Source organism: Plesiomonas sp. (assembly GCF_051650925.1).
Classification (GTDB): domain Bacteria; phylum Pseudomonadota; class Gammaproteobacteria; order Enterobacterales; family CAMTGL01; genus Plesiomonas.
In genome coordinates this window covers 1-11,191 of sequence record NZ_JBOFRH010000044.1, presented here as the reverse complement: position 1 = coordinate 11,191, position 11,191 = coordinate 1, and the positions used below count along the sequence as shown (strand labels likewise).

Here is an 11,191-nt window from a genome sequence, read left to right as displayed (position 1 = left end):
TAAGTACGAGATAAGAACAGATACAGCAGAATATAGAAGCGCTTTGCCATATCTTTGGTGGCTTGATCCATTGAGCCTGAAACGTCCATTAGGCAAAACATAACGGCTTGGCTGGAAGGCTCAGGGCGGCGCTCATAGTTTTTGTAACGCAGATCAAAGGTATCGATAAAAGGCACTTGTTTAATTTTACGGCGCAATTCAGTGATTTCGGTTTTGATCTCATCCTCTTCGAGCAGGCGGGCAGGTTCACTGTTTTGCAGCAGGGTGAGCTGTTGCTCAAGCTCGCGCACTTGCCCGCGCTTGGCGGCTGTCATGGCGGTACGGCGTGCGAGTGAGTTACGTAAAGAACGAATGATGCTGATATTGGCCGGAACACCATTTGCCGTAAATCCGGCACGGTGCACCTTGTATTCAACCAACCGGTTGAGTTGGTTTTTTTGTAAGTTCGGCAGTTCCAAATCTTCAAACAGCAGATCAAGATATTCATCTTTGGATATTTGAAAGACAAACTCATCACTGCCTTCACCGTCAGCACTGGCTTGGCCTTCACCGCTGCCATTACCGCCCGCGCCCCCTTGCGGGCGATCAATATGATCTCCCGCAACGAACTGGTCATTACCTGGGTGCACCCGCTGATGCACCCCGCCTTTTCCCTGATGTAAAAAGGGCTCGGTAATATCTTTGGCGGGGATCGAGATGGATTCTCCGCTGTTGACATCCGTTACCGAGCGTTTATTGACCGCATCTGAAATCGCCTCTTTAATTTGCGATTTATGTCTGCGCAAAAAACGTTGCCGGTTAACCATGCTCTTATTTTTGCCGTTAAGACGGCGATCGATAAAATGTGCCATACTTCCCCCAAATCAGTCAGCCCGTTTTTAGGATGATTTACGCACACGTAAGTACCATTCACACAACAAGCGCACCTGTTTTTTGGTGTAGCCTTTTTCCATCATCCGGTGAACAAAGTCATCGTGTTTTTTCTGCTCTTCGGTGGATGTTTTGGTATTAAACGAGATAACCGGCAATAACTCTTCGGTGTTGGAGAACATTTTCTTCTCGATAACCGTGCGCAGTTTTTCATAGCTGGTCCAGTTCGGATTACGGCCACCATTGTGTGCTCTGGCCCGCAATACAAAGTTCACAATTTCATTACGGAAATCTTTCGGGTTACTGATACCGGCTGGTTTTTCTATTTTTTCCAGTTCTGCATTGAGGGCTGAACGGTCAAATAACTGCCCAGTTTCCGGATCACGATACTCTTGATCTTGAATCCAAAAATCAGCGTATACCACGTAGCGGTCAAAAATATTCTGACCGTATTCAGAGTACGATTCTAAATATGCGGTTTGGATCTCTTTCCCGATAAACTCAACATATTTGGGGATCAAGTAACCTTTCAGGTGTTCAACATACTTCTCTGCAATCTCCTGCGGGAACTGCTCACGCTCAATTTGTTGCTCAAGCACATAGAACAGGTGCACTGGGTTAGCCGCAACTTCACTGTGATCAAAGTTGAATACACGAGACAAAATCTTAAAGGCAAAACGGGTGGATAGACCGTTCATTCCTTCATCAACACCACCATAATCGCGGTATTCTTGGTACGATTTTGCTTTTGGATCAGTATCTTTTAGGCTTTCACCATCATAAACGCGCATTTTTGAGTATAAACTGGAGTTTTCGGTCTCTTTCATCCGAGACAGTACGGTAAAGCGAGCCAGTGTTTCCAATGTTCCCGGTGCGCAAGGGGCATTAGCGAGTTCACTGTTGCGAAGAAGTTTGTCATAAATACGCATTTCATCAGAAACACGTAGGCAATACGGCACTTTTACAATGTAGACTCGGTCGAGAAAGGCTTCGTTATTTTTATTATTTCTAAATTGCACCCACTCAGATTCGTTTGAGTGAGCCAAAATAATGCCTTCAAACGGCAGGGCAGAAAGGCCTTCTGTGCCGTTGTAGTTGCCTTCTTGTGTTGCGGTCAACAGTGGGTGTAGCACCTTAATCGGTGCTTTAAACATCTCAACGAACTCCATTAAGCCTTGATTGGCACGGCATAATGAACCTGAGTAGCTGTAGGCATCGGGGTCATGTTGGGCAAAATGTTCAAGTTGACGGATATCAACTTTACCGACGAGTGCCGAAATATCCTGATTGTTCTCATCCCCTGGCTCTGTTTTAGCGATAGCCACTTGATCCAAAATAGAAGGACGGACTTTTACCACTTTGAAGCGGGTGATATCACCGCCAAATTCGTGCAGGCGTTTTGCAGCCCAAGGTGACATGATATTGCGCAGATAGCGCTTAGGAATACCGTACTCTTCATCCAGAATTCGGCCATCTTCGTTAACATCAAACAGGCAAAATGGGTGATCATTTACTGGGCTACGTACGCCGTTTGCGGTTAATACATAGATAGGGGTGCGCTGCATGAGGCTTTTTAAGCGCTCTGCCAGTGATGATTTACCGCCCCCCACAGGGCCCAATAGATACAGGATCTGTTTTTTCTCTTCCAGACCTTGGGCGGCATGCTTGAGGTAAGAGACAATCTGCTCGATTGACTCTTCCATCCCATAAAACTCTTCAAAGGCCGGATAACGAGCAATAACACGGTTGGAGAACAGGCGTGATAGGCGAGAGTCGGTAGATGTATCAATCATTACAGGTTCACCGACGGCCATCAGTAAGCGCTCTGCGGCATTGGCATAAGCGGTGTGGTCATTACGGCAGATATTCAGAAACTCTTGCAGTGTAAATTCTTCGTCTTTCGCGGCTTCGTAACGCTCACGGTAGTGATCGAAAATAGTCATGGCAATACCCCCTGAAGGATGGATACGAGATGGAACGCTTTTGATTCACTCGATACGCTATTTTTACGTTCCTGAAATTAAGCTTAGTCGGGTATGCGGGAATGTCATGTAAATAACGCCAAGTTTTTTAACGAAATTTTAACCTTGGTGTGTATTGCCACTAAACAAGGACAACCAATAGGCGCATTGATGCATAAGTGGGCGGTGTGTTGTAGATAACGGAGTGTGTGTTTTTGTTGGCTAGAAAACGTTGGTTTAATTCAGTGGTAAGGATAAGAGCGAGGGGGAAAACAGTCAGACAGCGGCATGCCATGGCAAAAAACAAAAGGCGGCTAACTGCCTTAATCAATCAGGGTACTCCCGTTGGCTGGGTGTACCCTGTTGTGCTGTATCAGCCTAGATTATGCAATACGGATATGTGCACTGAGTGTATGGCTGTGTTGTGGCGTTACGGTGACAGGCTGACTGGTGATAGCCGTTTCCACGCAGACCATGGTTAGATACGCGTCGTCATTCATATCGGCCATGTTTCGTGCGCCTTCACGCCACGGTGTCCATGCGACCACACTGTTATTACCCTGATGCTCTACGGTAATAACACGTTGCGCTGCATCATCATGAATAAATGAGATATTTTCGGCAGCGGTATAGATGCGATCAACGGGGCCATCGAGCAGTAAAACCGGCGCATTCACAACCTGCTGGCTGTGGTTTAGGCTGTCAATGTAATCATTGCCTAACCCTTCAACACTGGTTTTATTAATATTATCAACGGCAAAGTAGGTGTGCAGCGCGCCGGTCAGATTAATGGCTTCAGTGCTTTGGCTGTGCAACATGATATTGAGTGTTGCGCCAATTTCGAGTGTGAGTGATAGGGTAAACGGGTGTGGCCAGTAAGCATCAGTTTCAGCGGTATCATTCAATGTCAGGGTTAGCTGCTGTATGTCGGCTGACTCTTGATGGTGCTGTAATTGCCACGGTAAGTTACGGGCAAAACCGTGTGCGGGTTGTGCAGTACGGCCAAACCATGGCCAGCAAACAGGGATGCCGCCGCGCAGTGCTTTTCCGGCGACAAACTGTGCCTTCTCACTCAACCAGATAACCGGCTTTTGATCTCGTGGTTGCCAGAGTAGTAATTGCGCGCCTTGCAAACTGATCACGGCTTGTGCTTGCGGGTGATCAATGACCAGTACATCGAGTTCTTCTTTACGGCGTAGTGTTAGTGCAGGGGAGAGTTGATCAATAACAGGCAGGGATAAAAAGCGATCCATACTCACACGCTCCTGTGAACCGGAGATAAGATAAAATAAAGGGTAAATTTCAGTTATAAAAAAAGGCGGCTCAACGCCACCTTTTTATTTGATTCACTCAGGATAATCCATTTAGGATCATCCGCTCGAGGTTAATCATTCAGATAAGGTATCTGGAATAATTACTTAGAGATGTGAGCGATCAGATCCAGAACTTTGCTGGAGTAACCCATTTCGTTGTCGTACCAAGATACAACTTTAACGAATTTGTCAGTCAGCTGGATACCGGCTTTAGCATCGAACACAGAAGTTTGACGCTCGCCCAGGAAGTCAGTAGAAACAACTTCATCTTCGGTATAACCCAGAACGCCTTTCATTGCGCCTTGAGAAGCCGCTTTCATTGCGTCACAGATTTCAGCGTAAGTTGCTGCTTTCTTCAGGTTAACAGTCAGGTCAACTACAGATACGTCTGGAGTTGGAACACGGAATGCCATACCAGTCAGTTTGCCTTTCAGCTCAGGGATAACAACACCCACGGCTTTCGCTGCACCAGTAGAAGATGGAATGATGTTTTGAGCCGCGCCACGGCCACCACGCCAGTCTTTAGCAGATGGACCATCAACGGTCTTCTGGGTAGCAGTTGTTGCGTGAACAGTTGTCATCAGACCTGATTCGATACCGAAAGTATCGTTCAGAACTTTAGCAATTGGTGCCAAGCAGTTAGTGGTGCAAGATGCGTTAGAAACGATCTCTTGACCAGCATATTCGCTGTGGTTTACGCCCATAACGAACATTGGGGTCGCATCTTTAGAAGGACCAGTCAGAACAACTTTCTTCGCGCCAGCAGCGATGTGCTTACGTGCAGTTTCGTCGGTCAGGAACAGACCTGTTGCTTCAGCAACAACGTCAACACCGATAGCATCCCACTTCAGGTTAGCTGGATCACGCTCAGCGGTAACGCGAACGGTTTTGCCGTTAACAATCAGGTTGCCGTCTTTAACTTCAACGGTACCGTTGAAACGACCGTGAGTAGAGTCGTACTTCAGCATGTAAGCCATGTAGTCAACGTCGATCAGGTCATTGATACCAACAACTTCGATGTCGTTGCGCTCGCAAGCCAGACGGAATACGAAACGACCGATACGGCCAAAACCGTTAATACCTACTTTAATAGACATATTCATTCACCAACTAAGTGTTCGTTGATTAAAAGATGGTTGTAAACTTACAAAAACCCTACAAACCGTCAAGAGGAAATGTGTCAAACCTTGCAGAAAATCATAAAGCAAGACAGATTTCTTCTCTATTTTTTCGTGTTACTTCACTTTTCCGACCATAGTTGTACAACCATTTATCGGGTTATTCTACTCATTTTTCAACTCTATTATGCGTGAGCTGAAATGCTGAATCGATAGAGCTAACGAGTATAGTCAGTTTTAATTTGTTTATTGTGATTATTATCACGTTTCTTTGGATGATGGCAAAATGTAACCCACTTTCACGGTATTTTTGAGTACATTTAACCTGTTATGAACATTAATACATCAGAAGTGTGGTGATATGTCTGAGAAAAAGCGTGTGCCTGAAATTCTGACCCCTGAGCAACAACATGTTTGCCGTGAGCAGGGTACTGAAGCGCCCTTTTCGGGCCGCCTGTTACATAACCGAAAAACGGGGTTGTACCACTGTGTTTGCTGTGATCATCCGCTATTCTCTTCGGTGGATAAGTTTGACTCGGGTTGTGGTTGGCCAAGTTTTTCTGCGGCGTTAACTCCAAACTCGCTACGTTATCTGGATGATTTTACACACGGTATGTGTCGAGTAGAGATCCGCTGTAAACAGTGTGATGCACATTTAGGGCATGTGTTTCCTGATGGGCCAGCACCGGAAGGGGATCGCTATTGTCTGAACTCAGTTGCACTTTGTTTTGTTGATCAGGCATCGGGTGAAAAAACAGTGGGCTAGTGTTGGGTGTAGGGCGATGCCTGAGAATAACTCAATAATAATTAGCCATGATAAATAATTGGTAATAGCTGTAATAAGAGAGAACATAATAAATAAAAGGGCTGTAGATAGACCGGCTCTGAATAAAAGAGGCATTTTTAGCCATGATATTTTCAGGTGCTGTATTTCAGCCGCCATATTTTCAGGAGCAATGAGAATGCAGTTGGACAGTGTGATTACCGCGATGACGGCCGAGGTGTATGAAAGGTTGCGTCAGGCCGTTGAAACGGGAAAATGGGCTGACGGGACGCGGTTAACGGATGCGCAAAAAGAGACCAGTTTGCAGGCTGTATTAATTTGGCAGTCTAAGCATAATCGCGATCCGCAACATATGACGGTTGGGCCAGACGGTGTCTTGGCGCATAAGTCGAAACAGGAATTAAAGCAGCAGTTTTCAGCCTCTTCTTCTATACCAATAGTGAGCTCGTTATCAAGTGATTAAAACAGGCATGCAAAAAGTGGTGCGATGTAAAAACAGACAGCCGATATGCTGTCTGTTTTTGTTTAGCGCAGTTGTCGATTTAATTTAATCTCGGCTTAATTCCCCACACAAGCTCTGTTGCATCAGGGCACGCATGGTATCGACGGGCAGGTCTTGGCTGAGCAGGTAATGCAGTTTGGCGAGAGCGGCTTCAACAGTCATATCGTATCCGCTAATAACCTGTGCTTGAGCTAGCGCATTGCCGGTAGCGTAGCCACCCATGTTGACTTTACCCGAGAAACACTGGGTCAGATTGACGACAATAATGCCGCGTCTAGCAGCCTCTTGCAGTTCGGCCAGTAGCGCTGGATGTTGAGGTGCATTGCCTACCCCATAGGATCGCAAGATCAGTGCTTTTACCGGCTGGCGCAGAAAGTTGCGCACAACTTCTGAGGATATGCCCGGATAGAGTGACACCACGCCGATAGGCTGTGGTGTGATGCTGTGCAGTTTCAGCGCGGTACTGTTTGTTGTCGGGGTGGATGGCGTGATGCGACGGATATGGATGCCCGCTTCCATCAACAGTGGGAAGTTGGGTGAGGCAAACGCATCAAAGCCGTCAGCATGGGCTTTGGTCGTTCGGTTGCCGCGAAACAGTTTGTTGTTGAAAAACAGGGTGACTTCATTGATAGGGTAGGTTGCTGCCAGATAGAGGGCATTGAGCAAGTTAGTCTGGCCATCAGATCGCAATTCTGCCAGCGGGATTTGTGAGCCGGTGATGATGACCGGTTTGTTTAAGTTTTCCAGCATAAAAGAGAGTGCGGAGGCGGTGTAGGCCATGGTGTCTGTGCCGTGTAGGATCACAAAACCATCATAGTGATCATAATTGGCATAGATATCATCGGCTATGCGTTGCCAGTCAGCCGGTGTCATGTCTGATGAGTCGATCAGGGGAGCATATTCATGAATACTAAAGTCAGGCATTTCGGCACGGTGGAACTCGGGCATCTGCTCTAGTTGCTTTTGCATATAGCCAGAAACGGGAATGTAGCCATGCTCTGAGTGCTGCATGCCGATAGTGCCGCCGGTGTAGGCAACATAAATAGATTTTTTCTGCATAAATATCCGCTGATTGTGAGCCTAAAGACACCAAGAGGGTGGATTATCTGGCCTGTATTGGGAAAAGGGCAGCTAAATGCGCTTTATATGACGTAAATTATAGAAGAGTCTGTGGTGAAAAAAAGCCCAGATTGACTGGGCTTGGATGATTTTTATCAACATAGAGGGTGATTTTTACTGTTCACCCTGTACATACGATTGAAAATAGAGTGCTAACGGGTGATCTGCCCGCAATTTAAACAGTACGCGTAGCGGCCATTTGGATCATTAAATTCACTGAGTATAGAGGTCTGCTGCTGCCATGCTTTAAGCGTTTGCATCAGCGGTGCAGGAACAGCCACGCCAGCAGGCATCAGTGCCTGAATTTGTACGCTAAATTGCGACAAGATCAGATCACGTGTAGAGGGGCTCTGTTGTACCCAGTTTAGTTGTGGTGTTTTTAATTTTGCCAGTTCAGCTGCTTTGGCCACTGCGGTATCGAAATCACCTAGGGCATCAACCAGCCCTTTTTGTTTAGCATCAACGCCTAACCAGACTTGCCCTTGAGCTATGCTGTCAACTTGCGGGATGGTCATTTTCCGGCCCTGTGCAACAAGAGTCAAAAACTGCTGATAGCCACGCTCGATAGAGAGTTGAATGAGATCAGTGACATGCGGGTTGAGCTTTTTGGTGATGCTCAGATCTGCCAGCGGCCCAGTAGAGACACCATCAGTATTGACTCCGATGCTGTTTAGGGTGTTTTCAAAGGTGTTTATCACGCCAAAAATACCGATTGAACCTGTAATGGTATTTGGGTTGGCGATGATATAGCTCGCATCGGCTGAGATCCAGTATCCGCCAGATGCGGCCATTGATCCCATTGAGATAACCACCGGTTTGCCGGCTTTCTCCAGTGCGACAACTTCATTGCGGATAATTTCAGAGGCAAAGGCACTGCCACCGGGGCTGTCGACCCGCAATACTACTGCTTTGATTTTGCTGTTGGTACGTGCCTGACGCAGCAGTTCTGCGGTACTGTCGCCGCCAATGCTGCCCGGTTGTTGTACGCCATCCATGATTGCGCCGCTGGCAATAATAACGCCAATATTGCCGTCAGCAGGGGTGCGATCAAGCGGGTTAGCGCTGAGGTAACTTTGATAGTTGGTGGCGATAAAGCCTTGCGGCGTTTTATCTTCACCAAACTCTTTTGCCATGGCGCTGCTCATCTCCTGACGCGTGGTGAGCTGATCAACCAGTTTACGTTGTAGAGCGTAGGCTGCACTGTCACCGCCGAGTTTTTTCAGATCGGCAAGCAGTGTATCTGCATCCGGAACGAGATCATTGGGGTGCAATTTACGATTGGTCGCAATATCCGTTCGGATATTTTGCCACATCAGATCAACCCAGCGCTGGGTGTTTTCACGTGCTTCGGCTGACATGTCATTACGGATAAATGGCTCTACGGCTGATTTGTATGTGCCGACCCGGAATACATGGGTGTTGACCTTGAGTTTTTCCAGCAGGTCTTTGTAGTACAGCGCATTCATGCCCAAACCGTTCAGATCAACGCTGCCCTGTGGTGACATGAAAACTTTGCTGGCATAACTGGCAAGATAATATTGGCTTTGTGAATAGGTATCAGCATAGGCATATACCGGTTTTCCACTCTCTTTAAACTCTTGCAGCGCTTTACCTATATAAGTAATAGATGGTGCGCTGGCACTGGTTAAGTTGTTGAGATATAAAACAATGCCTTTTACTTTACTGTCAGTTTTTGCCTGACGAATAGCATCAACAAGATCAAAGACAGAGTTTTCCGTAATGCTACTATTATTACCAAAAAATTCGCGGCCCATCTGCTGAATTGGGTTGGAAAAGCGCGGCTCTTCAACGATAACACCGGAGAGGTCAAGCAGCAGCGCGCCTTGCTTTACTTCAGGGCTTTCGGGCTTTAAAAAACCATAAATGACGATGCCGATTAATACCAGTACAACCAGCATCAGATTAAGGGTGGCTTCGCGAATAAAATTAATGATTCGCCATGCCCAGCTAAACAAATTTGCAACCAGTCGCCACAATAAGCGCATGGTATCTCCAGTAGGTTAAGTGATAATTAATAGGGTTATCAGGCTATCGTAGCGCGAACGGCGGTAAAGATCAGCTTCTCATGCTGTCTGGTAATGAAGCGGATTTTTGTTCGAGTGATTGCTCAGCAAGATGTAAACAAATTGTTTGCGGTTGTTTGCATCCTTTCGTAAGCTGGTCAGACCATAATAATAAGGACAGTTATGTATGCCTTCCTCTATGCCACTCTCTCTTTTGTTGTCTGAGCCCGTGCCGGTTTTGCCCTCAGCGGCATCACCTTATCTACACTTATTACAGCCATTAGACTTGGGGTTTACCCAATTACGTAACCGTGTATTGATGGGATCAATGCATACCGGTCTTGAAGAGGCTCGCGGCGGATTTGATAAGCTGGCGGTGTTTTATCGTCAGCGTGCCGAAGGTGGTGTCGGGCTGATTGTCACCGGTGGGATTGCACCCAATTTTCGCGGCCGTTTAGTGCCGCACGGTGCGCAGTTGAGCTTTCCATGGCAGGTGGGTAAACACCGTAAAGTGACGACCGCCGTGGCAGAGGCTGGTGGTAAAATTTGCCTGCAAATTTTGCATGCCGGGCGTTACGCTTACCATCCGTTTTCGGTTGCGCCTTCTGCGGTGCAATCTCCAATCACCCCTTTTAAGCCGAGTGCATTATCAGCGCGCCAAATTCAAAATACGATACGTGATTTTGCCCAAACAGCGGCACTGGCACAGGAAGCGGGTTATCACGGTATTGAAATTATGGGATCAGAGGGGTATCTGATAAATCAGTTTATTTGCGCCCGAACCAACCATCGCACTGATGGCTGGGGGGGCGATTTTGCCGCGCGCAGCCGTTTCCCACTGGAAATTGTGCGTGCTGTGCGTGAGCGGGTCGGACGTGATTTTATTATTATCTTTCGTTTATCAATGTTGGATTTGGTCGAACAGGGAAGCAGTTGGGATGAAGTGGTGTTACTGGCTAAAGCACTTGAGAGTGCTGGAGTGACGTTGCTCAATACCGGTATTGGCTGGCATGAGGCACGTGTGCCGACGATTGCAACCAGTGTGCCGCGCGGGGCGTTTAGCTGGGTAACTGCGCGTTTGCGTGCTGAGGTAAATATTCCGCTGATCACCACCAACCGTATTAATATGCCACAAATTGCCGAGGATATTCTGGCCCGCGGGGATGCCGATATGGTTTCAATGGCACGCCCGTTTTTGGCCGATCCTGACTTTGTGCGCAAAGCGGCCAGCAATCAGGCCGACCGTATCAATACCTGTATTGCCTGCAATCAAGCCTGTTTAGATCACGTATTTATTGGCAAGCGAGCTAGCTGTTTGGTCAACCCGCAGGCTGGGTATGAAACTGAGTTGCGTTATCTGCGCAGTGCAGCACCAAAACGGGTTGCCATTGTGGGTGCGGGGCCTGCGGGGTTATCTGCGGCCTGTGTTGCCGCAGAGTGCGGGCATCAGGTTACGCTGTTTGAACAACACCATCAGATTGGTGGGCAGTTTAATTATGC

9 protein-coding genes are annotated in these 11,191 nt (G+C 47.3%); 3 read left to right on the top strand and 6 right to left on the bottom strand.

Annotated features, from left to right (window positions below; translation table 11 throughout):
- From ACRC27_RS01105 to gap, 4 genes are all read right to left on the bottom strand, one after another.
- Positions 1 to 851: YeaH/YhbH family protein (locus ACRC27_RS01105; RefSeq protein ID WP_438638931.1), on the bottom strand; the 851-nt coding region annotated here is incomplete at its 3' end.
- A 27-nt stretch (positions 852 to 878) separates the two neighbouring features.
- On the bottom strand, positions 879 to 2,813 hold the full coding sequence (locus tag ACRC27_RS01100; protein ID WP_438622963.1) for a PrkA family serine protein kinase: 1,935 nt from the start codon (positions 2,811 to 2,813) through the stop codon (positions 879 to 881).
- A gap of 401 nt (positions 2,814 to 3,214) precedes the next feature.
- Positions 3,215 to 4,084 (bottom strand): D-hexose-6-phosphate mutarotase, encoded by an 870-nt coding sequence (locus ACRC27_RS01095; RefSeq protein WP_438629181.1) that lies wholly within the window; start codon positions 4,082 to 4,084, stop codon positions 3,215 to 3,217.
- A 161-nt stretch (positions 4,085 to 4,245) separates the two neighbouring features.
- Entirely contained in the window at positions 4,246 to 5,241 is a 996-nt protein-coding gene (gene gap / locus ACRC27_RS01090; RefSeq protein WP_438622965.1) for a type I glyceraldehyde-3-phosphate dehydrogenase, read from the bottom strand.
- A gap of 382 nt (positions 5,242 to 5,623) precedes the next feature.
- Here gap and msrB point away from each other — a divergent pair, with 382 nt between their 5' ends.
- Together msrB and ACRC27_RS01080 are read left to right on the top strand one after the other, a co-directional pair.
- Positions 5,624 to 6,028 (top strand): peptide-methionine (R)-S-oxide reductase MsrB, encoded by a 405-nt coding sequence (gene msrB / locus ACRC27_RS01085; protein ID WP_438629183.1) that lies wholly within the window; start codon positions 5,624 to 5,626, stop codon positions 6,026 to 6,028.
- Positions 6,029 to 6,224: 196 nt separating this feature from the next.
- Complete coding sequence (locus tag ACRC27_RS01080) at positions 6,225 to 6,509, top strand: YeaC family protein (protein ID WP_438629735.1); 285 nt, start codon at positions 6,225 to 6,227, stop codon at positions 6,507 to 6,509.
- An 84-nt stretch (positions 6,510 to 6,593) separates the two neighbouring features.
- On the opposite strand, the gene ansA is transcribed toward ACRC27_RS01080, so the two are convergent.
- Positions 6,594 to 7,607: an asparaginase gene (gene ansA, locus ACRC27_RS01075; protein WP_438622968.1), complete on the bottom strand. Its 1,014-nt coding sequence runs from the start codon at positions 7,605 to 7,607 to the stop codon at positions 6,594 to 6,596.
- Between the two features lie 212 nt (positions 7,608 to 7,819).
- Complete coding sequence (gene sppA / locus ACRC27_RS01070) at positions 7,820 to 9,673, bottom strand: signal peptide peptidase SppA (protein WP_438638929.1); 1,854 nt, start codon at positions 9,671 to 9,673, stop codon at positions 7,820 to 7,822.
- Between the two features lie 217 nt (positions 9,674 to 9,890).
- On the opposite strand from sppA, the gene ACRC27_RS01065 reads away from it, so the two are divergent.
- The coding region (locus tag ACRC27_RS01065) for an oxidoreductase (protein ID WP_438638933.1) at positions 9,891 to 11,191 on the top strand (1,301 nt) is incomplete at its 3' end.